17 protein-coding genes are annotated in these 22,958 nt (G+C 47.0%); 16 read left to right on the plus strand and 1 reads right to left on the minus strand.

The window, feature by feature from the left end; all coding sequences use genetic code 11:
• Positions 1-8 precede the first annotated feature (8 nt).
• The 9 genes from AC58QC_RS12760 to AC58QC_RS12800 all read left to right on the plus strand — a co-directional run bounded on the left by AC58QC_RS12760 (position 9) and on the right by AC58QC_RS12800 (position 11,996).
• Positions 9-1,049, plus strand: coding sequence for a LacI family DNA-binding transcriptional regulator (locus AC58QC_RS12760; protein WP_497415518.1), 1,041 nt, complete (start codon positions 9-11; stop codon positions 1,047-1,049).
• Positions 1,050-1,174: 125 nt separating this feature from the next.
• A complete protein-coding gene (locus AC58QC_RS12765; protein ID WP_497415519.1) occupies positions 1,175-2,791 on the plus strand; it encodes a response regulator in 1,617 nt (538 codons plus the stop codon).
• Positions 2,792-2,808: 17 nt separating this feature from the next.
• On the plus strand, positions 2,809-4,689 hold the full coding sequence (locus tag AC58QC_RS12770; RefSeq protein ID WP_497415520.1) for a sensor histidine kinase: 1,881 nt from the start codon (positions 2,809-2,811) through the stop codon (positions 4,687-4,689).
• A 92-nt stretch (positions 4,690-4,781) separates the two neighbouring features.
• Complete coding sequence (locus tag AC58QC_RS12775; RefSeq protein ID WP_497415521.1) at positions 4,782-5,657, plus strand: helix-turn-helix domain-containing protein; 876 nt, start codon at positions 4,782-4,784, stop codon at positions 5,655-5,657.
• A 108-nt stretch (positions 5,658-5,765) separates the two neighbouring features.
• Complete coding sequence (locus AC58QC_RS12780; protein WP_497415522.1) at positions 5,766-7,025, plus strand: hypothetical protein; 1,260 nt, start codon at positions 5,766-5,768, stop codon at positions 7,023-7,025.
• A 36-nt stretch (positions 7,026-7,061) separates the two neighbouring features.
• Positions 7,062-8,336, plus strand: a complete 1,275-nt coding sequence (locus AC58QC_RS12785; protein WP_497415523.1) for an FAD-dependent oxidoreductase — start codon at positions 7,062-7,064, stop codon at positions 8,334-8,336.
• Between the two features lie 170 nt (positions 8,337-8,506).
• On the plus strand, positions 8,507-9,472 hold the full coding sequence (locus tag AC58QC_RS12790) for an ABC transporter permease (RefSeq protein WP_497415524.1): 966 nt from the start codon (positions 8,507-8,509) through the stop codon (positions 9,470-9,472).
• A 12-nt stretch (positions 9,473-9,484) separates the two neighbouring features.
• On the plus strand, positions 9,485-10,360 hold the full coding sequence (locus AC58QC_RS12795) for a carbohydrate ABC transporter permease (RefSeq protein WP_497415525.1): 876 nt from the start codon (positions 9,485-9,487) through the stop codon (positions 10,358-10,360).
• A 76-nt stretch (positions 10,361-10,436) separates the two neighbouring features.
• Positions 10,437-11,996: an extracellular solute-binding protein gene (locus tag AC58QC_RS12800; RefSeq protein WP_497415526.1), complete on the plus strand. Its 1,560-nt coding sequence runs from the start codon at positions 10,437-10,439 to the stop codon at positions 11,994-11,996.
• A 124-nt stretch (positions 11,997-12,120) separates the two neighbouring features.
• Here AC58QC_RS12800 and AC58QC_RS12805 read toward each other — a convergent pair whose 3' ends face one another.
• A complete protein-coding gene (locus tag AC58QC_RS12805) occupies positions 12,121-13,011 on the minus strand; it encodes a LysR family transcriptional regulator (protein WP_497415527.1) in 891 nt (296 codons plus the stop codon).
• A 166-nt stretch (positions 13,012-13,177) separates the two neighbouring features.
• Between AC58QC_RS12805 and AC58QC_RS12810 the strand changes: the two genes are divergently transcribed.
• The 7 genes from AC58QC_RS12810 to AC58QC_RS12840 all read left to right on the plus strand — a co-directional run bounded on the left by AC58QC_RS12810 (position 13,178) and on the right by AC58QC_RS12840 (position 22,940).
• A complete protein-coding gene (locus tag AC58QC_RS12810) occupies positions 13,178-14,557 on the plus strand; it encodes a GntP family permease (RefSeq protein ID WP_497415528.1) in 1,380 nt (459 codons plus the stop codon).
• A 24-nt stretch (positions 14,558-14,581) separates the two neighbouring features.
• Complete coding sequence (locus AC58QC_RS12815) at positions 14,582-15,367, plus strand: 3-hydroxybutyrate dehydrogenase (protein ID WP_497415529.1); 786 nt, start codon at positions 14,582-14,584, stop codon at positions 15,365-15,367.
• A gap of 44 nt (positions 15,368-15,411) precedes the next feature.
• Complete coding sequence (locus tag AC58QC_RS12820) at positions 15,412-16,119, plus strand: CoA transferase subunit A (RefSeq protein WP_497415530.1); 708 nt, start codon at positions 15,412-15,414, stop codon at positions 16,117-16,119.
• Positions 16,116-16,796: a 3-oxoacid CoA-transferase subunit B gene (locus tag AC58QC_RS12825; RefSeq protein WP_497415531.1), complete on the plus strand. Its 681-nt coding sequence runs from the start codon at positions 16,116-16,118 to the stop codon at positions 16,794-16,796. The genes AC58QC_RS12820 and AC58QC_RS12825 overlap by 4 nt, the downstream gene beginning before the upstream one ends.
• Positions 16,789-17,973, plus strand: coding sequence for an acetyl-CoA C-acetyltransferase (locus AC58QC_RS12830; protein ID WP_497415532.1), 1,185 nt, complete (start codon positions 16,789-16,791; stop codon positions 17,971-17,973). The genes AC58QC_RS12825 and AC58QC_RS12830 overlap by 8 nt, the downstream gene beginning before the upstream one ends.
• Before the next feature lie 129 nt (positions 17,974-18,102).
• A complete protein-coding gene (locus AC58QC_RS12835) occupies positions 18,103-19,674 on the plus strand; it encodes an acyl-CoA synthetase (RefSeq protein ID WP_497415533.1) in 1,572 nt (523 codons plus the stop codon).
• 23 nt (positions 19,675-19,697) lie between these two features.
• On the plus strand, positions 19,698-22,940 hold the full coding sequence (locus AC58QC_RS12840; protein ID WP_497415534.1) for an ATP-binding protein: 3,243 nt from the start codon (positions 19,698-19,700) through the stop codon (positions 22,938-22,940).
• The last annotated feature ends 18 nt before the right edge of the window (positions 22,941-22,958 follow it).

Raw genomic sequence — 22,958 nt, forward strand, 5'->3', positions numbered from 1 at the left:
CCTTCCTCATGCCAACCCGCAAAGCAGTCACCATGAAAACCATCGCATTGGAGCTTGGCTTAACCGAGCAAACCGTGAATAAGGCGCTGAAAGGCAAGCACGGCATGTCGGAAGCGACCCGCCAGCTCATCGTCCAGACAGCCGAGAAGCTCGGCTATTACACGATGGATCAGATCCGCAGCTTAAGGCTGGATCATATTGCTCCGTATCCGAATGAACGGATGCGCTTCTTGCTCGTACAGACAGCAGAATCCGTATCATATAACCGCCTGCTGCTGCAAGGGCTGCAAGATCGCTTCTTCTCCTTCGGTCATCGCATCGAACTGCTCATGCTGCCACAGCGCATGAAGCAAGACAAGATGGCCGACTGGCTGGAGGAAAAAGGGGTGCAATATGCGGACGGCGTTTTCATCGCGCCGAGTATCTTGCCCCAGGCGTGGGAAACGGTGCTTTTTAACCTGCCCATTCCCCGAATTCTGCTAAGCTTTCCACCATCCGGGGTGAAAATCGATAGTGTCATCTGGGATGTATATGAAGCGACTTGCCAAGCGGTAGCCTATCTGCGAAGTCAAGGACATGAGCGCATCATGTATGTAGGCGATATCCACATGCAGCGAGGATCTATCTTGCGTTGGCAGGCTTTCAACTTCGCTATGCAAGCATCTGGCATCACGATTACACCTTCCGAGCACTGCATAGGCCCCCGTGACACCGACATGCAGTGGCACAAGCAACTCGAGACCCAAATCACACATCATAAACCCAGTGCCATCATTTGTGGCATTGATCATGAAGTACCTATCGTCCATGACGTTTGCAATGAGCTCAACTTACAAATCCCGGACGATATTTCTTTGGTCGGTTTCTTGAATGAGCAGCTCGATACGCTGCCCGAATTCACTCGCCCGCTTCTGCCCATTGCCCAAACGGGATACCGTGCAGCTGACCGTATGCTGTGGCGGATTGCCAATCCGACCTTACCTTTTGAACATATTCGCATTCAAGGCGAATTTCACGTAGGTCTTACAACGGCGGCAATCTCTACCTAAGACCAGCTTCCTGTTCTTCCCGATGCAACCATAAGATTGCACCAGAAATCATAAGATCCTCCTATGTCCGATCTCTTTTTCCAAGCTATAATGAAGAGAACTGCTACTAGGGAGGCCGACGCCAGATGTATAAACTTGTCATTGTGGACGATGAACCGACAGTTCGTTTTGGGTTGAGTAATTATTTTGACTGGAAGGCCTACGGGATTGAGGTTGTAGGTGAGGCGGATGACGGTGACGTCGCACTAGAGGTGATTGAGCGTGAGAAGCCGGATATCGTGCTAACGGACGTACGAATGCCTAATATGGATGGGATTCAGATGTCCAATCAATTAAGCGAACGGTTTCCTCATATCAAAATTGTGTTCGTCAGCGGTCATGATGATGCTGAGTATTTGAAATCTGCGCTGAAAGTTAAAGCGGTTGATTATATGTTTAAGCCAGTCAATTTGAGTGAGCTAGAGATTGTGATCGAACGATTAGTAAGCGCTCTAAATGAAGAGCTGCAGGAGCGCAAGCACATTGAAGACATGCAGGTCAAGCTCATTCAGAGCATGCCATTGCTGCGGGAGAAATTCCTCATGTCTCTGATTCGGGAAGGGGTTATCTACCCAACGCGCGTGCAGGATCGTATCGATTTCCTTGGATTGAACCTGCCGGTAGAGGGAGCCTATTGGGTTATTGCTATTCGTATCGATGATGCAACCGAAGTAGCGCAAACTCGTTCCGAGAGAGATCAACAGCTGCTTTCCTATTCGGTTCTGAATATTGTGCAGGAGCTGATTGAACGAGATATTGGCGGCTACGTGTTTGAAAATCAGATCGGCGAATTCGTTGGCATTCTTCGCATGGACCAGGAAGATGATCAGGAGAGCTTACTGTTCACCTTGGCGGAGGAAGTGCGCGAAAGCCTTCATAGTTATTTGAAAATCAGTGTTACGATCGGTGTAGGCGAACGGATTTCCAGACTTGCTAGCTTGCCGCAATCATACTCGCAAGCGAAGGAAGCCGCTGACCAACGATGGTTTCTTGGCAAAAATCAGATCATTTCCATGGATAATTTGGAACAAGAAAAGGAAAGCGTGTATCGCTTTGATGCTACGCAGCAAGAGCGTATGGTCTCATCCCTGAAGTCAGCAGATACCCAGAAAGTGCAAGAAGATTTGCTTGATATTTACATTGCGTTATCGCGTAATCGGACAGATGGAATTGCTTATGGACGAAACATCAGTCTACAGTTGCTGCTTCTAGCCAGCCGAATCCTGTTGGAACTGCATGTACAGAAGCAGGATCTCGAAAGCAAAGAGAACGAGCTGCTGTCCAAAGTGTTTCAGCAAGAAACATTAGGTGCTTTACGCACTCTTGTAGAAGCGTATTTACTTGAGGTATGTGTTCGAATTGGTGAGAAGCGAAATGGCAAATCCAAAAATGTGATCGAACGTACTCGAGCTATCATAGATAATCGTTTTGCGGAGAACCTGCAAGTAGGGGATATTGCGACGGAAGTGTTCCTGTCTACGACGTATTTGTGTTTGCTTTTTAAACAAGAAACAGGGGAAACCATTAACGAATATATGACTAAGGTTCGCGTGGATCAAGCGAAAGCGCTTTTGAAGGATCCAGCCAATAAGTTCTATGAAGTGTGCTATGCGGTGGGGTATTCGGATCCTAGCTATTTTAGCAAAATATTCAAGAAATATACGGGATATACGCCGAGCTCCTTCCGCGAACAAGTCATGTAAAGAGAGTAGGGCCAATCATGCATTTCAAGAACAGAAGCTGGACGTTTATTACGATGATTTTCAAAAGCGTTCTTGCAGCAAGGCTTTGGCTGATCGCCTATGTGGTGTTAATTATACTTCCAGCTTCCATTTTTCTATATGCCTATTCCCAGCGATACTCGCACATTCTGGAAGAAGAAGTGACGCGTTCGATGCTTCAAACGTTGAAGCAGGCTGAGATTAATTTAGATCATCAGTTCGATTACTTGCGGGATACGTCGAATACGTTGTTTACGAATCCCAAGCTAGTGGAGTATTTAAATAACTCGTCCTCCTACAGCGAACAAATCGATGCGTTAAAAGAAATGCGTTATTTAATTGATAATATCCAGACAAATGCGAATGTGTTTCGTGTTCGGATATATGTGAATGAGTCGAAGCTATTCTCTCATGAAAAAATAAACTTTTTTACGATGGATACGCTCAAGAACCGTCCTTGGTACTCTGATGTTGTGAATGCAAGAGGGAAAATAGTCTGGACAGGCGCGTATAATGAGAATTTCATAGACATTATAGACAGAGAAGACACCTATATTTTCTCTGGCATTCGTATCCTTCGGGATCCGGAGCATTATGATGCCTTATCAGGCTTTTTATCGATTGATGTGGATGCCAAGACACTGGAGAACACAGTGTCCAGTATCACGTTTGACAAGGATCAGCATGTGTACATGGTTTCGCCAGACGGCTACATAGCTTTTAATAAGGATAAATCCTTATTAGGGACTCAACTGAAATCCGAAGCGGTTTTGCAAGCTATTGCGGGCAGTAAAGAAGGCGTATCGCCGATTGTCGATATGGATGAATCCAAATATGTCGTATTTACAACGATAAATGCCACTGGCTGGAAGCTTGTCGCTGAGGTGCCTAAGCAAGGGATTAGCTCGCGTGCGAATACGCTAAACCAACTCTCCAGCGTTGCAACATTGACGGGAGTGACGGTGCTATTTCTGATTCTTGTTTTCATTTTAGTCGCGTTTATCGTTCGTGGGATGAACCGTCGCGTGCAAACCGTCATTAAGGTGATTAAGCGTGAAGGTGTGGCGGGATTGGATGAGAGGATTAACACCTCGGAGGGGGACTTTAATCTTCTGGAGAAAAGTGTCGATCATCTTATCCATCGCGTTAAGGATTTAATGGAGGAAACCTATAGATCGAAGGTGCAGGAGCGCGAGGCACAACTTCGTGCCCTACAAGCGCAGATTAATCCGCATTTCCTTTACAATACCTTAGATACGATTAACTGGATTGCTATAGGACATAAGGCCCATGATATTAGCCAAATGATTGATGGTCTAGCGAAGTATTTCCGACTTAGCTTGAATAAGGGGAAAGATGTCGTTACCGTTACGGATGAACTGGAGCTTGCGAAGGTGTACTTGGAAATTCAACAGACGCGTTTTCCCAAAAGCTTTGAATTCGAGTTTGAGTTAGCAGGGGGGGCTGAAATAGAGAATGTTGAAGAAGCTAGAATTTCTCTAGAGTCATGTGTAATCCCCAAGCTCACCTTGCAGCCCATTGTAGAAAATGCCCTTCTTCACGGTATAAGGAAATCCAAAGGAAAGACAGGTAAAATTACCATTCGCGCATCAATAGAAGGGGATGAACTCATTTTATCCGTGTCCGATGATGGCATTGGAATGGATCCTAATTTTGCGCAAACCCTGCTTACAGAACCTAGGCCGGCCATGCGAATAGATGGTTCTGGCAGCTCTTATGGCTTGTACAATGTCAATGAAAGAATTCGTTTGTTCTCTGGTGAAGCCTACGGGCTGAGTATACAATCCCAGCTTGGAGAAGGAACCACGATTACAGCAAGATTTCAATGCCAACGGCAAATAACAGAATCAAGCAGCTAGCTCCCAGAGCATTCCTCGATCGATTAGGAATGCTCTTCGTTTCCAAGAAACGTCTTCATATTTGGCAATAAAAGCGGAGGGAAGGAAATGAATTGGTAGCTGAATCAATCCTTAATCAAGATTTGAGACCGCACATTATTTACGCCGATCAGTTGCATTTTAAACAGTGGAATACGCACGCGAGAATCATTACTGATTATTTGCTGCTTTACGTGCAAGATGGTTCAGCAGAATTATCTATTGAAGCGAATAGGCATATTTTGAAGCCCGGGCAGTTCAGTTTTATTCAACCTGGTATTCTGCATCAGATCGAATCGGCGTCGCCTTTGACAATCTTGGCGCTCCACTTCGGGCTGCTCCCGTCTGGATGTGGGGAGCTGGAGCGGCCGCCAATGATTGTGCCGGTTGAGCTTGGCCCTAACCCTGTATTGGCAAATATGCAGCCTAACCTAGCGACTTTTGCGGATATTGCTGTGCCTGTTGTTTTTAAGTCTTCCAGAAACGAGTGGATGGCAAATGTCTTTCAGCAAATCATCGAGCACTGGAACCGAAAAAATGTACTCGATCTACTTCAAGCACATGTGCATGCAGCAGAAATCATACTGGAATTATTTAAAGAATATACGTCTCTAGACAGCTCTGAACACAAAAGCTCAACCTCCTTACATTGGGTGCCTGCTTACATGCAGTATCGGCTGTCGGAGCCGCTTTCTGTGGAAGAAATGGCCCGTAAAGCGTTTATGTCCCGCTCTTATTTCTCCATGATATTCCGAAATCAATTCGGTATTGCACCCCATCAATATTTGCTTAAGCTGAGGCTTAATTATGCGACTGACTTGTTACGAGGCACCTCGATGTCGCTTCAAAGCATTGCCGACAGTTGTGGGTTTTCGAGTGTGCATCATTTTTCAAAAATGTATAAACTCCGCTTCGGATGTCCGCCAAGTCATATGAGACATGAACAATGAAAAAGACGTTTTGATAAATTTATTGCGTTTTTTGATAAAGCCAAATGACGCTTTCTCCACCTATAATGGTGCCATATACCATACTACTTCAAACTCAGGGAGGCCATTATGATCTCGTATGCAGGCATTTCAAATCCTTTCGGTACTGGAGTTTACAGTGTAGAGCAGAATTCGAAGGTGTTGCGAAGATACAGGTATATCCATGAGCAGTTGTTCCGTCTAGCAGCTGGACAGCTTCCAGCGAGAGCCCACTGGCATCTTAAGGCAGCGCTAGGCAAGCATCTTTATGAGGACGCAGAGGCGGCGGGTTCCCTCCGTCGTCGAATTCTAGAATTGAGAACTTCTCCCATGCTTTTGCAAAAAGAGCCGAACGTAACACTTACTTTGCTTTTTGAAGAGTTAATACATGCGGAGAGCGATCTGGAGCTGCTTGTCGGTGTGTACAGGGTGATGAAACCAGCTTTACTGAAAGCGTATACGCAACATATGACGGATACCCAGCAGCTTGTCGATTATCCGACGGTTCGCCTGCTAAAAGCTCTTTCCTCCGATTTGCGCGAACAGATCGAGTGGGGGGAAGGCATGATTCAAGCGTTGCAGCGAGAAGGGGAATCCTTGGAGCTGGCGGTGGAATTCGAAAGCAGAATCACGGGCTATTTAGAGGCAGCCGGAGGCATTAGCGGTGAGCAGGGCACCTCCACGCATGTCCCCGCCAGATGGCGGTCCGGCAAAGTCTATGAGATGCCGAAACAGGCCGTACGGGATGCGAAAAGGATGGGACCACCTGCAATGGGACGTACTGCCATACCGAACCTGCCTGATGATCCAGTGAAAATCCGATTGATCGAAATGATGAAGGCCAGACAAGAGGAAATGTCTGCTGTGGAAAATCTGGCGAGCGTCATTTATGACCTGAAGCTTATGCCATGGGAGTTTTACCAGGATTTGGCCCGGCATCTGTGGGACGAAGTGCGGCATGCGTTGTTTGGTCAGGCGGCGCTCGAGGCAGAAGGGGTGGATTGGATGTCGTTGCGGCAATATGTAGGCGGCTATGATCCAATTATCGGAAAGCTACCCGCTCAGCGATATGCGCTATTGAGCATTGGTTTTGAGGAAAAGGCGATGAAGCGTCCCGGCAAAATCGCCGAGTACGAGTTCTGCCGTGACGATGCCAAACACCCGTTGATGGCGCGGTTCCAGGATTACGACTGGGCCGACGAAGTGACGCATGCTGCCTTCGGTCGCAAGTGGACGCCCGAATTGTTCGGTGAGGATCTGGATTATGTCCGACAGGTTGCGGATGTGGAGATTGAAGAGCGAGAGAAATTTTTCAAAGCTTGGGCGAAGCAGCAAGAGGTTGGGATGTAATTGCTTGATAAATACAGAAACGAAAGAAGGATGACAATGAGTAACCAGCAATCCCAAACTTATGATTTTCAGAGACAGATCGAAACGTACGATTCGGCAGATGTCGTTGTCATTGGCGGGGGGCCAGCCGGAACGGCGGCTGCCATTAGCGCGGCGAGATTAGGGAAGAAAGTCATTTTATTGGAAAAATCGGGCCAATTGGGCGGCATGGGGACGCTCGGAAACGTTAGTATTTTTATGCCGATTGGCAATGTAACCGGGATTTACCGGGAGATGATTGCGGAAGTACTGGCTGATCATTTGCCAAAGGATCACGACGTGTCGATTGCCCCGCAATATTCGCCTTTCGTGCTGAGACAATATTTAAACGAGAAAATGAAGAAGGAATGGGTACAGGTTATCTATCATGCGGAGTTTATCGGCACTGTGAAGGAAGACAGACGCGTGAAGGCAGTCATCGTATCGACGCGTGAAGGATTGAAAGCTTTCGAAGGCAAGCAGTTCATCGACTGTACGGGAGACGCAAGAGCCGCACTAGATGCGGGGGTACCCTACACGTCGGGAAGAGATGAAGACGGCATGACCCAGCCAATGACCTTGATGTTTATGATGCAAAATACAGGCCAGCCAGTGAAGCAAATTTTGCCTGAAGGCTGTTATCACTACGAAGAGATATCGGATTTACCCCAAGGGCGTCGGTTATATTGGGAACAGAACAATGAGGGCACACTGCTTGTGAATATGACGCGTGTCAAAGGCAATGGGGCTAAAATCGAAGACGTCAACTTTGCGGAAACTGAGGCATTGAGACAGGTGTTTTCCGTCGTCAATTACTTACAGCGGAACGGATTTGCAACTTACGCGCTCTCGCATGTCCCAAATCAAGTCGGCGTCCGGGAAACGAATCAAATTCAAGGTCTCTATACACTAACGGAGCAAGACGTTGTGCGTGGAACTCGCTTTGCTGACGTGGTTGCACAAACGAACTACGAAATCGACATCCATAGTCCTGATGGCAAGAAAACGACAGATGAGCGCAAGGTAGATGGCTATGACATTCCTTACCGATGCATGGTGACTGAGCAGCTGGATAACCTGCTGGTAGCGGGAAGATCGATTTCGGCGACGCATGTGGCGATGTCCTCCATGCGCGTACAAGCGACTTGTTACGCGCTGGGGCAAGCTGCAGGTATTGCGGCTTCCATTGCGACGGACGACGCGTGCTCCGTACAGGACGTTTCGATCGTTGCGCTTCATAGCGCGCTGAGCGATCAGAATGTTGTCATTTATAAGCAAGCAACTTATCAATAATGATCTCAACGTATTTATAGCATCGTCATAAGACAAGCCGCCTCTTAAGTGAGGTCGGCTTTTTTTGTTAAATACCATAAGATTGCACCAGAAACAGAAATATTACCATCTACAAGTCGCCTCTGGTGACCTATATAATTATCCTATAAGAACACGGAGGTGAGCCATTCATGAGTGTTAGCCTAACAGAGCTTGAACAAAAAACAGCTCACGTCAAGCCCAAGACAAAAGGTACTGGCAGATGGAAGCTGATTATCACCAATTATGATTTATACCTATTATTAGTGCCGGGGATATTATTTCTGTTTTTATTCAAATATGCACCTATGTATGGGATTATCATCGCATTTCAAGACTTCAATATATTCGATGGTTTTACAGGAAGTAAGTGGGTGGGGCTGGATCAATTCGAGAAGCTCATTCATTCGGAGGAGTTTTATCAGGTTTTCGTAAATACGTTGTTGATCAGTATTTACAAAATTGTGCTTCTTTTCCCGATACCGATCATCATTGCGCTGTTCCTAAATGAGGTTCGGAAGGCGTTCTTCAAGAAGACAATTCAAACGATTATCTTTCTCCCGCATTTCTTATCATGGGTCATCATATCCGGGTTATTTATTAATATCCTGTCTCCATCAGGCGGTCTAGTAAACAATGTAATTGAGTGGTTCGGTGGTACGCCGATTTCCTTCTTCTTGGACAATCACTTCTTCCGAAGTGTAGTCGTATTTACAGCAGGTTGGAAAGAATCAGGCTGGAACGCCATTATCTTTATCGCAGCCATTGCAGGAATTGAGCAGGAACAGTATGAAGCTGCTTCTATCGATGGTGCAGGCCGAATTAGACAAATGCTCCACATTACGTTGCCAGGTATTATACCGACGATCGTGCTGATCTTAATTTTACGCATGGGATACCTACTTGAAGCGGGAACGGAACAGATTCTGACAATGTACAATTCAGTCGTCTATTCTTCCGGCGATGTAATCGGTACGTTCGTTTATCGTCAGGGGCTTGGTCAACAGGATTACAGCTTTAGTACAGCGGTCGGGTTGTTCAACTCTCTTGTTGGCTTTATTCTCATCGTTGGCGGTAATGAACTTAGTAAAAAGCTGATTAAGCGAAGCATATGGTAGGAGGTGTAGAACATGCATAAAAAAACACTTAGCGATTGGACTTTTGACATCTGTATCTATCTCGTTCTACTGCTCTGCGGCTTAGCGACATTGCTGCCATTAGCAAATATTTTATCCAAAGCAATAAGTGACGAATCAGCTGTTGTATCCGGAAAAGTAGGGATTTTCCCTGTCGGCTTCCAGCTAGATACGATGAAATATGTAGTGTCCTCTAGTCAGTTCCTTCACTCGATCGGGATATCTCTACTAATTACAGTTGTAGGTACGGTACTTGCGATTGTAGTAACGGTACTAACCGCGTTTCCATTGTCCAAAAGGCATCTTCCAGGTATTTCTATTATTATGGTTCTATTTATTTTCACAATGATGTTCAATGGCGGAATTATTCCGAATTACTTACTGATGAAGAAACTGCATTTAATCAATAGCTTATGGTCGCTAATGCTGCCTGCATTGATTAGTGTGTTCAATATGTTAGTTATCAAAAGTTATTATGAATCCTTGCCTGAGGCACTTGAAGAATCCGCCAAAATGGATGGTGCTCGTAATTTTACGATTCTATTTCGAATTGTTATTCCTCTAAGTGTTCCAGTTATTGCGACAATTGCTCTTTTCTATGCGGTCTACTTCTGGAATGACTTTTTCAATCCGATGCTTTACATCAATGACGCCGGTCTTAAGCCGTTGCAGCTCTACTTGCGTGATATTGTGATGGATGCAGACAGCTCTAGTGCTGTGAACAAAAGTGTTGACGATATGATGAACGTATCACCGGAGGGTATTCGGGCTGCAACCGTTATTGCTTCGATCATCCCGATGTTGCTTGTGTATCCGTATTTGCAAAAGCATTTTGTCAAAGGCGTACTTATTGGATCAGTAAAAGGGTGAATTTGCATTAATGCCCTTGATGCTAACATCAAGGGTTTAATGATATATTAAACATAATTACTAGGGAGGTTCACACATGTTCAAAAAACACAAAAATATGATGATGCTAACGGTTGCAGCAAGCTTATCTGTAACTTCTCTCGTCGCATGTTCGAATGGTACTGACACAAAAAGCAGTGCAGCTCCAGCTGCAGCCAACACAACGGCTCCAGTAGCAACAGCATCAGCTGGTCCAAAGCCAGAATTGAAATCGCTTCAAATTTGGCAAAAGGATGACTATAACACATATCCGGTAGCGAAATTCTTGGAACAAGCAACAGAGTATAAAGTGCAATATGATATGCTGCCACAGGACAAGCCGCAAGACAAGTTGAACATATTAATTGCTTCCGGTGAACCCTATGATGCCGTTACAACTGTCGGTGGAACAGACTTCAAAGCGTTATATGCCGATTATGCGAAAAAAGGTGCTTTAACGGATTTAGGTCCGCTGATTGACAAATATGGACCTAATATTAAAGCAGCGATAGCTCCTGCTGCCTTCGAAGCAGCAAAAGTAGACGGGAAAATTTACGCGTTACCAACTACAACGATCCCAACAGTAGGCGAGAGTCTGTTCATTCGTCAAGATTGGCTTGATAAAGTAGGAATGAAAGCGCCAACAACGACAGACGAGCTTGTTGCTGTTCTTAAAGCCTTCAAAGAGAAAGATCCTGGAGGAAACGGAGATAAAAACATTCCATTTACAGTAAAAGGAGATGCTCCGCTTATTCCTAATATTATCGGGGCGTTCGGAATACCGAATATTTGGAATGATTTGAACGGCAAGTTAACCCCTCGAATTCTAGATCCAGGATACAAAGACTATGTGAACTTTACTGCTGATCTATTCAAACAGGGCTTGCTCGATAAAGAGTTTGCAGCTAATAAAGATGCTACAGCTAAAGAGAAATTCACAAGCGGAAAAGCAGGCATGATTATGATTCATTGGGCTGATATCCCTACGATTATGGATGCGTTGACCAAGAATATTCCTACAGCTAAAGCTAACTATATTCCAGCATTAAAAGGAAAAGACGGTAAAATTGGTCTAGGTGCTTCACAAGGTTTCGACCGTATCACTTTTATCCCTAAAGCTTCCAAACATCCTGAAGATGCGATCAAATGGATGAACGCCAAGCTTGAGAAAAATACCTTCAGAACGATGGCAATTGGTGAGGAAAATAAGCATTTCACGTTAAAAGATGGTGCTTATACGCCGATTCAACCAATCTTTACAGACGAGCGGAATCAAGCTAATAACTTCTTGATGGGAACAGACGATAAACTCTACCCGACTTATTGGCAAGCACGTGTACGTAAAGATATGCGTTTATTCGATGGTTGGAACTTCTTGAATACCCTTCAACCAGCGAATACTAGAATCCCAGATCCGTTAGGTTTTGCTCCTTACTTACCTGAGTTCTCGAAGAATAATGCACAATTGAACACGATGGTTGGAGACTACACAACGAAGCTAATCTTTGGTGCTGAACTTATGACGGGAATCGAAGCCTTCCAAGCAAAATTCAAATCCTCAGGCGGAGACACAAGCTATAAAGAAGTAAACGATTGGTACGCAACTTTTAAGAAATAAATGAAGCAAGCGTATATGTAATGTTCTAAGTAGAATGTGGCAATATTCCTATATGTTATTGGAGTATTGCCATATAGGGCTGCCCCCAAGTAGATGAGCTACTTGGGGGTGGTTTTTTCATCGTTTAAGGCTCATTCGCCGAAAGCTGCTGGCTGAACGTAAGAAACTCACGCATGGCATAAGATACATAGTGATCCTTAGGCCAAATGATAACTAAATTCCAAGGAATAGAGGGCTCCGTTAGAGGCAAAGTGAGTACCTCAGGACAGGTAATTTTATTGCAAATGGTCTCAGGAATGATGGATATGCCTGCATTCGATGCAACCATTTCGGCCAAAAGGTCCCACTGCGAGCTTTCATAAACAATGGAGGGGTCGAATCCAACGGTTCGACAGGCATGAATCACATGATTTCTGACTGCATAGCCGCTTGGAAACAAGATGAAGGGTTCATTTCTAAGCTGCAAGAGGGACACGCTCGATTGCTTAGCTAGTGGATGTTCACGATGGATAATCAGAGCTAATTTTTGATAGATAAAAGGCATGGTTTCAAAGTTAGAAATGTCCACAGGTCCTACGACAACACCAAGATCCACCTTACGGTTATGTACAAGGCCTTCCACATTTTTAGCGCCATCTTCGACAATTTGAAAGTGTATACTTGGATGTATCGTTTGGAACTTCGCTATGACACGCGTAAAGAAAACGGAGCCGACTACCGGGGGCAACCCGATGGTAATGGTTCCTTTTTTTAGGTTAGCCACATCATCTAGTACGAGATGAAGGTCATGGACAGCCTGCACGATGATTTGAATCTGCTGTACGGCGGCCTGTCCCGAGTCTGTCAATTGAACATACTTCCCAGAACGGTCAAATAAAGTGGCGCCAAGCTCCTCTTCTATATTTTTCACCATTTTACTGAGGGTTGGTTGGGTAAGGTGCAGGGCTTCAGCGGCTTTGGTAAAGTTCAAATGTTTTGCAATCTCAAGCAGGTAATGTAACTGGCGTAAATCCAAAGGATCATCCCCGACCTATAGCTTTTTTTCATCAATGTGATTCCAAATATGAATTTTACCTCTTGCGAATCTGCATGTAAACTAGAACTAAATGGAACGTTACCAATTTCGTCACAATTCCATAATGTGAAAGCGCTTTAGATGTGATCATAAAGGAGACCGAACTATGTTTATTGAAATCGTAGCGATTGTATTATCCCTAGGCCTTCTGATGTTTTTTGCTTACAGAGGTTACCCTGTTATCGTGTTCGCGCCTATTTTCACCTTGCTGGCCGTATTGATCTCGGGTATTGCCTTAATGCCGAGCTATACAGAAGTGTATATGTTAAATGCAGCCAATTATGTGAAGAACTTTTTCCCTATTTTCTTGTTAGGCGCCGTGTTTGGTAAGGTCATGGAATTGAACGGTGCGGCATCGTCTATTGCCCAATCATTAGTGAAAGCACTGGGATCCAAAAGAGCCATGCTTTCTGTTGTTCTTGCCTGCGGCATCCTGACGTATGGTGGTGTTTCATTATTCGTGGTAGCGTTTGCAGTATATCCCTTCGCGGTGTCGATCTTCCGTGAAGCGAATATTCCGAAGAGATTGATACCTGGTACGATCGCCTTGGGTGCTTTCACTTTCACCATGGATGCGCTTCCAGGTACGCCGCAAATTCAGAACATTATACCTACAACCTATTTCGGAACAGATTCCTATGCAGCTCCAATCCTTGGTATTATCGGCGGTCTGCTCGTATTTGGGTTAGGGCTGTTCTGGTTGGAGCGCCGGCGGAAGCAAGCGGAAGCTGCGGGTGAAGGTTATGGTCAAGGACATAAGAATGAGCCTGAAATTTTAGACGATCAGAAATATCCGAAACTTTGGGTGTCGATCATCCCGCTTGTACTGGTTTTGGTATTTAACTATTTGCTTAGCAGAGGCTTCTTGACGGTAAACAACTGGTACTCTGCAGAACTTTTGAAAACGTTTAATATCGCGAATGTGAAAACAGTTTCGTCATCCTGGGCATTGATCGTGGCCCTGCTCATCGGGATTCTATCTGCGATTTGTATTAATGCACGCGTTGTACATAGCAAATTGGCGGCAGGCTTAACGGCTGCGGCGATGGGAGCGCTGCTAGCTATTTTCAACACAGCGTCAGAAGTAGGCTTCGGTAATGTGGTGAAAACATTGCCAGGCTTCAAAGCTATTCAGGGTTGGATTTTAGGCTTAAGTTCTCATCCGCTTATTTCTGAAGCTATTTCTGTGAATGTCTTGGCGGGTGTAACAGGGTCCGCATCTGGAGGTCTGTCCATCGCTTTAGAGGTCATGGGTAAACAATATTTAGAAGCAGCAAACGCAGCAGGAATTAGTCCGGAGCTATTACACAGAATTGCTTCTATGGCATCAGGAGGAATGGATACACTTCCTCATAATGGTGCCGTCATTACGCTCCTTGCTATTACAGGACTTACACATCGACAATCCTACAAGGATATCTTTGCCATTACGGTTATCAAAACAGTAACTGTATTAGCGCTCGCAATTCTATTATCGATTTTTTAAAAGTGAAAGCTGGAGGTAAGCGCAATGACAAGATTCTTGGAAAATAGAGTCGCTTTGATTACGGGAGCTGCTAGCGGTATCGGTCTTGAGATCGCTCGCACTTATGCACGAGAGGGAGCCAAGGTGGTCATTTCCGACATTAATGGGGAGCAAGCGAATCTGGCTGCGCATAACTTACAGCAAGAAGGCTATGAAGCCATAGGAATTACATGCGATGTTACACAGGAGCCGCAATTCGCCCAAGCGATTGAAACCGTCGTTCAAACGTATCAGCGGTTAGACATTCTCGTGAATAATGCGGGGCTGCAGCACGTGGCTCCCATCGAAGAATTCCCCGTGGAGAAGTTCAATTTCATGCTCCAGGTTATGCTGACAGGTGCTTTTATCGGCATCAAGCATGCTTTCCCGATAATGAAGGATCAAGGTTTTGGCCGGATCATTAATATGGCTTCGATCAACGGTGTCATTGGATTTGCAGGCAAAGCTGCCTATAACAGCGCGAAGCATGGATTGATTGGCTTAACGAAGGTAGCGGCACTCGAAGGTGCTGCCCACGGCATTACGGTGAACGCACTATGTCCGGGTTATGTAGATACACCTCTTGTGAGAGGGCAGCTGCAGGATTTAGCCAAAACACGCAATGTTCCTCTGGAAAGTGTTCTGGAAGAAGTCATTTACCCATTGGTTCCACAAAGACGCCTTCTGGCAGTAGAGGAAATTGCTGATTACGCGATGTTAATTGCTAGTGATAAATTGCGCGGTGTAACGGGAGCGTCACTGTTAATCGACGGCGGATACACGGCACAGTAGAGACAGATAATCAACCTAGGGATAGGAAGAGGAGATGAATCAGCATGAGCAAAATATGTTCTTCTATAGAAGAAGCTGTAGCGGATATACGCGACGGAGCCATGTTAATCGTTGGCGGTTTTGGGCTTTGCGGAATTCCAGAGAATTTGATTGCGGCGCTTAGAGCGCAAGGAACCAAAGATTTATGTGTAGTTAGTAACAATTGCGGGGTTGATGATTGTGGCCTTGGACTTCTGCTAGCCAACAAACAAATTAAGAAAATGATTTCCTCTTACGTGGGTGAGAACAAAACATTTGAGCAGCAATTCTTAAGCGGGGAGCTCGAGGTGGAGCTGGTTCCTCAAGGAACGCTTGCCGAGAGAATTCGCGCTGGCGGTGCGGGTATTCCAGGGTTTTATACAGCTTCAGGCGTAGGCACTTTGGTTGCAGAAGGCAAAGAGCACAAAGTATTTGATGGACGTACCTACCTGCTGGAAAAAGGGATTGTTGGCGATTTTGCCTTAATCAAAGCGTGGAAAGCTGACCCACTTGGTAATCTCGTTTTCCGCAAAACCTCGCGTAACTTTAATCCGCTGGCTGCAACAGCCGGGAAAGTGACGATCGTTGAGGTAGAAGAAATTGTACAGTTAGGTGAACTGAATCCGGACGAAATTCATACGCCAGGTATTTATGTACAGCGGATTGTGAAGGGTGCGTCCTATGAAAAACGGATCGAGCGTCTGACAGTTCGCAGTAAGGAGGTGTCGGTATGAAAAATGACCGTTTAACCATAATAAAGTGCGCCGTTGAGGAAATTAAAGAGGGCATGTATGTGAATTTAGGCATTGGCCTGCCTACGATGGTCGCCAATTATATTCCCCCGGAAATGACGGTAATGCTGCAATCGGAAAATGGGCTTTTGGGCATCGGCGCCTACCCTTATGTGGGGGAAGAAGATCCAGATTTGATTAATGCGGGAAAGGAAACGGTAACGGCTGTGGCGGGCGCTTCTTTTTTTGACAGCGCAGAATCGTTCGCTATGATCCGAGGCGGCCATATTGATTTGGCGATTCTTGGCGGTATGGAGGTAGCGGAGAATGGTGACCTTGCCAACTGGATGATTCCCGGGAAAATGGTAAAGGGGATGGGCGGCGCTATGGACTTGGTCAATGGTGCCAAACGGATCATTGTCATCATGGAGCATGTGAATAAATCAGGGGAGTCTAAGGTTAAAAAGGCATGCACCCTGCCTCTGACAGGCAAAGGTGTGGTGAATCGTCTGATCACGGATTTAGCTGTTTTTGATTTTACAGAAAGCGGCATGATGTTAACCAGCATTCAGCCGGGAGCTACGATGGAAGAGGTTGTTGCCAATACCGAGGCGCAATTTACGATTAGCCCTCTTCTACAAAGTGATCTACAGATGAGCAAAGGGGATCGTTATGAATAGAGAAGTGGTTATTGTTAGTGCAGTCCGTACAGCTATTGGCAGCTTTCAAGGCGCGCTGGCGGATATATCTGCTCCTCAGCTCGGCAGTACGGTCATCCAAGAGGCTCTGAGGAGAGCTAATCTGACTGACAGTCAAGTAGATGAAGTCATTATGGGTAACGTACTTCAGGCCGGGCTTGGGCAGAACCCAGCCAGGCAGGCTTGGATCAAGGCGGGGTATTCGCAATTCGTTCCTGCCTTGACGATTAACAAAGTGTGCGGCTCAGGCCTGAAGTCCGTCATGCTTGCTGCACAGTCAGTAAGCCTTGGAGATGCGGAGATCGTAGTAGCGGGCGGTATGGAAAATATGACACAAGCCCCTTACCTCCTGCCAGGTGCACGTACGGGCTTGCGATTGGGCGATAGTACTATGGTGGATTCCATGATTCGGGATGGATTATGGTGCGCAATGTGTGATATCCATATGGGAATTACGGCTGAGAATATCGCGGAGCATCATCGTCTTACACGTACAGAACAGGATGAATTTGCTGTGTGGAGCCAGCAGAAGGCAAAACAAGCCATCGCATCGAGTAGATTCAAGGATGAAATTGTGCCGGTAGCCATCCCGCAAAGAAAAGGTGATCCGGTGTTATTCGCGCAGGATGAGTTTCCACGTGCAGGTACGACGGCTGAGTTGCTTGGCAAGCTTCGTCCAGCTTTCAAAAAAGAAGGCACGGTTACAGCTGGTAACGCTTCGGGCATTAATGACGGAGCCGCAGCTCTGGTTGTCATGTCTGCAGATAAAGCTAATGAGCTTGGGTTAAAGCCTTTAGCTCGAATCAAGGGATATGCGAATGCAGCCTTAGATCCATCTATGATGGGCATGGGGCCTGTTGATGCCGTCCGTAAACTTCTCAGTAAAACAGGGGTTTCCTTAGACAGTGTTGATTTATTTGAGCTGAATGAAGCTTTTGCTTCGCAGTCTTTAGCCGTTGGTCGGGAGTTAGGTGTTGACCAAGAGAAATTAAATGTTAATGGCGGATCGATTGCCCTTGGACACCCGATTGGAGCAAGCGGAGCGCGCATTCTGGTTACGCTGCTGCATGAGCTGGAGAAGAGAGATGGCAAGCTGGGTGTGGCTGCGTTATGTATTGGCGGCGGACAAGGCGTTGCGATGTTGGTGGAGCGAGGATAAAACCGCAAGACAACTTGGAACAAAAGTTTAGCGGCAGCAGCTGTGTAACTCGTTTGTAACCCTTAACCTGTTTACTTAGAGTAAACAGGTTAAGGTGCTGCATACGCAGCAAGCAGGAGGAATGTCATCATGGTAGAATACATTGTTAATTGGTGGGAGAAACGCTGCCTCCTTACACCAGACCATATTGCAGTAGTTGAAGGAGAAACGGGAGAGCGCTTTACGTACAGCGAATTGAACACCATGGTGAAAAGGCTGGCCGTAAAGCTTCAAACCCATGGTATTTGTCGTGGAGATCGACTCGCGCTGCTTGCTCCCAATCATGTTGCTTATTTTGAATGGCTATTTGCATGCCGTTTGCTCGGCGCAGTGCTTGTTCCGCTTAATTGGCGCTTAGCCCCTCCTGAACTCGCCAGTATTTTGGATGATTGCACGCCCAAGGTGTTAGGCGTTCACAGCCGATTTGCCGCATTAGCCGCTGAACTTCAGGTTTCTCAAGCAATGGCGGTTCTACCTCTCGATAAATCAGATGACGCGCCGTTTGAATTCATTGCGGCGACGCTGGATATCGAAGCCGGCACAAAGGAAGACGACCAGGGGAAGGATATCACCCATCACTTAGCGATGGATGTAAATCCTGAAGATCCCTATGTGATGATTTATACGGGGGGAACCACAGGCAAACCGAAGGGTGTAGTCCTTAGTCACCGGTCTATTTTTTGGAATGCGGCGAACACCGTAGTCACATGGAATTTGACTGCAAGCGATGTGACACCAACCTATATGCCGATGTTTCATACCGGCGGGCTGAACGCATTGTCGCTGCCGGTTTTGCATGCGGGGGGAACCGTTGTCGTTGTTGGGCAATTCGATGCTGATCATACGTTAGAGCTGCTCAACCGAGAGAAGTGCACGATCGCGCTGCTTGTCCCTACGATGTACCATATGCTGATACAATTACCCGCATTTACAGACGCGGTATTTCCAACAATGCATACGTTCCTCTCAGGGGGGGCTCCTTGCCCGCTTCCTGTATATCAAGCCTTCGAGGCGAAGGGGCTCTCCTTCAAGGAGGGTTATGGGTTAACCGAGGCTGGTCCAAATAACTTTTATATCGACCCTCAGGACGCAGTGCAGAAGCGTGGCTCCGTAGGGCGCCCAATGCTTTACAATGACGTCTTGCTGGCTGATGATGAGGGTTGTGAGGTATCTATCGGTGAGGTAGGCGAGATTTGGCTGCGTGGCGGACATGTCTTTCACTCCTACTGGAATCGTCCGGAAGCAACGGTTGAAGTGTTGAGTCCAGACGGATGGCTAAAAACGGGAGATCTCGGCAAACGGGACATCGATGGCTTTTACTATATTATTGGTCGCAAAAAAGACATGATTATCAGCGGTGGAGAGAACGTCTACCCGCTTGAGGTCGAGCATCAGCTCCGGCAGCATCCAGCCATTAGTGACGCAGCTGTCGTTGGAGTTCCCGATGAGAAATGGGGAGAAGCTGTCTCCGCAGCAGTTGTAATGGCTGAAGGCTGTACCGTAACGCAGGACGAATTGATTGCATACTGCTCTGCTTCCATCGGTAGATATAAGGTACCTAAAAGAGTTCTGTTTATGGTGGAACTACCGAAAACAGCGGTAGGTAAAATTGATAAGAGTCGAATAATAGCAACTATGTTACAATATGGAAACGAATCATGACTTTAGGGGAAAGGGGTGCGGTGATGAAGACAAGCATCGTGCTCAAGACGAAGTTGACTCCGCATAGGGTAAAGTCGCATATGTTGAAACGATCCGCTCTTACCAAGAAACTAAAGCGGCTGAACGATCATCCTTTAACCTTAGTCCATTCCGGCCCGGGTTATGGGAAAAGCACGGCTGTCGCCTCATTTATGCGTGAGATGTCATCCCCTTATTGTTGGTACAGCATCAGCGAGCATGACGATGATCTGTATTTGTTTCTAACCTACATCGCACATGCCGTTCGCGGGCAATTTCCCGCATTTGGGGAAGAGCTGTTGAATCTGTTGGCTCAGGGTGAGTATTATGTACGCGATACAGAATTACATCGACTATTCGATGCTTTCCTGAATGAACTTGCGACGATACCTGGTGAGCTTACGCTTGTACTGGATGACTATCACCTCATTCAGCACTGCGAAGGTGTAGATGCTTTTATGCAATACGCCTTGAAACATATCCCTATGGGGATCCATATGGTTTTATTAAGCCGTAACCGTCCAGATTGGGAGCTGCTCGCAGCGATGAAAGTCCACGGTGATCTGCTGGAGATTACTGAGCAAGACCTCGTGTTTTCCGAAGAAGAGATCGAGGTGCTTTTTACGGATTACTATGACTACCCACTGCAGCCTGAAGAGGCGCAGCTCATATATCGCAGGACCGAAGGCTGGGCAATTGCCATTCAGCTAATATGGCAGCGCTTACTTTTAACTGGTAGCGGTGTCAAAGCCTTATTGGCGGACGAAGCCGAGACTATGGATGATTTATTCCGTTTTTTGGCCCTAGAAGTGTTTCAGAAGCAGACACCGGATATAGGGTGGTTTATGCTGCAAACCAGTTTGCTGGAGGAGCTCACAGCTGATGCCTGCAACCAAATCCTAGAGCGGGATGATTCTTATCAGCTTCTTGCCAAACTATGCAGCCAAAGCCTGTTTTTAACGCATCAGGGAGACGGATTATTTCGATATCATTCGTTATTTCGGGACTTTTTGCAGGGACAATTTAAAAAAATGCATACGGAATACGTCCGGTTCGCTCATTTGGCTGCGGCGTATTTGGCTGCGACCGGTCAGTACGGCCAAGCGATGAATCTGTTCGCTGCGGCGGGCGATCCTGGAGAAGCGGCCCGTATGCTGGAGATGCACGGCCGTACGCTGATGGAAACGGGCCAATTGGAAGCATTGATGGATCGCATCCGGCGAACACCGATAGCCGAGAAGAATGCGAGGGCTGTGCTATGGATTTATGAAGGGGACGTTCACCGCTACCGCTGCATGTACGAGCAAGCCATGAGCTGTTATGCACAAGCGGAGAAGCTGGCAGCTGCAGCATCAGACCCGATTGGCCAGTCCCTGGCACTTGAGGGGCAGGTTCGCGTTTATCTCGATACCATCCAGCCCGGGAGAGCACAAAAGCTGCTGGAACGCTCTATTGATCTGCTTGAGGCTTCGGCCCATGCCGAGGATACTCACCGCGTACGCCTATATGGGCTGATGGCGGAAAATTTAATAAACTCTGGGCGCGCGGTGGAAGCCGAAGATTGGTTTAATAAATGTCGGCGCTACCTCACGGATTTCCATGAAGACTGGTTGGAAGCGCGGATGCATTTACGTACGGGGCGCTTGAAGCAAGCTAAGCGATTGGCCGAACGAATTGTACAGCAGCGAAGCAGATCTGTTGCTTCTCAGCTTCCCCGCTCACACCGAGAGATTGAACTGCTGCTTTCTCTTATTGCGTCCATGCAAGGTCAACCGGAAGTCGCGAAACAATTGGCCGAAGCCGGAATGATGGTCGGAATTCGACTGCATGCTCCTTTCGTGGAAGCTGTCGGCTGGATGCGCATGGGCCATGCGGCGCAGCTTTTACAGAAATATGATCCTACTGTTGCCGTGAAATGTTATCGCGCTGCCCAGGAAATGATGGAACAGCTCGATGTGTCGCGCGGCAAGGCAGAGCCGCTCATGGGTCTCGCCCTGCTCTACGGCCGTGAAGGAGCCTTCGAGCTTGCCGCTCAGTTCGGCGAAGAGGCGCTAGCCGAGACAGAGAAGGTGAACGATGAGTGGTTATCGTCCTATATCCGCATATCCCGCGGGATTGCTTCTTTCTATGCTTACCGCTGGGAGGAAGCGGCAACGGTGTTCATGGAATGTCACGATCGGTTCATGCTATGCGGCGATAGTTACGGTCTGACGATTGCGCTGTTGTGGCAAGCGATGCTTGCTTACCGCACCGAACAGGATGAGCGCTTCCACGATGTGATGGAACGCTTTCTCCAGATGCTGCAAGGCGGAGAGTACGATGCACTTATCGAGAGACGTACGTTATTCGGCCCGAGGGATGTACAACATTTGGCGCCGCTGCTCATTGAAGCGCAGAAGCAAAGGATCGAGAGCGGGTATGTCACCCATCTGCTGACGAGTATGGGGATGGAGCATATGACGTACCATCCGGGATACACCCTTCACATCGAAACACTGGGAGGCTTCCGCGTAAGGCTGGGTGACCGGGAACTCGAAGAGAAGGATTGGCAGCGCGGGAAAGCCAAAGAGCTATTCCAGCTGCTAGTTGTGAAGCGCCAGCAGTTGCTTCCCAAGGAAGCGATTCTAGCACATTTATACCCGCAGTCCGACGACAAATCCGCTGCTCGGGATTTCAAAGTGATGCTAAACGCGCTCAATACAGCGCTAGAGCCGCATCGGCGTGTTCGTACAAATCCTTTTTTTATCCAACGGCATGGGTCGTCGTATGGGCTCAACCTGGCGTCCGGCTTTGAGCTGGACACCATCGAATTCGAAGCGTTCCTTAAAGGCGGCCTGGAGGACTCGGATCCGGCTAAAGCCATGGCGCTATTAGAAAAAGGGCTTGAGCTGTACAAGGGTGACTATATGCCCGACCGCCGTTACGAAGATTGGTGCATTGAAGAGCGTGAACGATTGTTGGTGCTTTATCTGCGCGGAGCAGAGCGGCTGGCTCGACTGCAGCTGAAAGCGGAATCCTATGATCGCGCCATCCACTGGTGTGAAGCAATCGTCCAGAAGGATTCCTGCTGGGAAGAGGCGTACCGTCTCCTCATGCAGTGTCACCTCAGGCTTGGGAACCGCCGACAGGCGGCTAGATGGTATCACAAATGCCAGCATGCTCTAGTAGAAGAGATGGGGATTGAACCAATGCCTGCTACGCAGGAGTTGTATAAACAGTTGTCGGAATTCGATGTAACTGATTTGTAACCCTACCCGATTATGATG

This window comes from Paenibacillus sp. J22P51 (genome assembly GCF_059692215.1).

Coding starts and splice junctions, on each gene's coding strand:
- AC58QC_RS12760 (WP_497415518.1), top strand. CDS start 9: ATGCCAACCCGCAAAGCAGTCACCATGAAAACCATCGCATTGGAGCTT.
- AC58QC_RS12765 (WP_497415519.1), top strand. CDS start 1,175: ATGTATAAACTTGTCATTGTGGACGATGAACCGACAGTTCGTTTTGGG.
- AC58QC_RS12770 (WP_497415520.1), top strand. CDS start 2,809: ATGCATTTCAAGAACAGAAGCTGGACGTTTATTACGATGATTTTCAAA.
- AC58QC_RS12780 (WP_497415522.1), top strand. CDS start 5,766: ATGATCTCGTATGCAGGCATTTCAAATCCTTTCGGTACTGGAGTTTAC.
- AC58QC_RS12785 (WP_497415523.1), top strand. CDS start 7,062: ATGAGTAACCAGCAATCCCAAACTTATGATTTTCAGAGACAGATCGAA.
- AC58QC_RS12790 (WP_497415524.1), top strand. CDS start 8,507: ATGAGTGTTAGCCTAACAGAGCTTGAACAAAAAACAGCTCACGTCAAG.
- AC58QC_RS12795 (WP_497415525.1), top strand. CDS start 9,485: ATGCATAAAAAAACACTTAGCGATTGGACTTTTGACATCTGTATCTAT.
- AC58QC_RS12800 (WP_497415526.1), top strand. CDS start 10,437: ATGTTCAAAAAACACAAAAATATGATGATGCTAACGGTTGCAGCAAGC.
- AC58QC_RS12810 (WP_497415528.1), top strand. CDS start 13,178: ATGTTTATTGAAATCGTAGCGATTGTATTATCCCTAGGCCTTCTGATG.
- AC58QC_RS12815 (WP_497415529.1), top strand. CDS start 14,582: ATGACAAGATTCTTGGAAAATAGAGTCGCTTTGATTACGGGAGCTGCT.
- AC58QC_RS12820 (WP_497415530.1), top strand. CDS start 15,412: ATGAGCAAAATATGTTCTTCTATAGAAGAAGCTGTAGCGGATATACGC.
- AC58QC_RS12825 (WP_497415531.1), top strand. CDS start 16,116: ATGAAAAATGACCGTTTAACCATAATAAAGTGCGCCGTTGAGGAAATT.
- AC58QC_RS12830 (WP_497415532.1), top strand. CDS start 16,789: ATGAATAGAGAAGTGGTTATTGTTAGTGCAGTCCGTACAGCTATTGGC.
- AC58QC_RS12835 (WP_497415533.1), top strand. CDS start 18,103: ATGGTAGAATACATTGTTAATTGGTGGGAGAAACGCTGCCTCCTTACA.
- AC58QC_RS12840 (WP_497415534.1), top strand. CDS start 19,698: ATGAAGACAAGCATCGTGCTCAAGACGAAGTTGACTCCGCATAGGGTA.